Consider the following 247-nt stretch of genomic DNA (forward strand, 5'->3'; position numbering starts at 1 on the left):
AAGGTGGACACAGCACCAGGCTTAAACCCGGCGTCGTGTCCACCTTCTGGCGTCGAGCGACCCGCCCGACTACGCGCGCTTGCGCTTCTCGCGCACCCGCATGTTCACGGTGATCGGCGTCCCCTCGAAGCCGACGATCTCGCGCAGGCGGCGCGTGATGAAGCGGCGGTACTGCGGGTCGAGGACCCCGGTCGTGAAGAGCACGAAGGTCGGCGGGCGGGTGGCCGCCTGGGTGCCGAACAGGATG

The 247-nt window shown here is 68.8% G+C and carries 1 pseudogene; it reads right to left on the bottom strand.

Going from position 1 to position 247, the window contains the following annotated elements:
* Positions 1-69: 69 nt before the first annotated feature.
* Positions 70-247: pseudogene (locus ACZ6JE_RS15445) on the bottom strand (ribosome biogenesis GTPase Der); the annotation flags it as partial.

This window comes from Frigoribacterium sp. AC759, assembly GCF_979256015.1.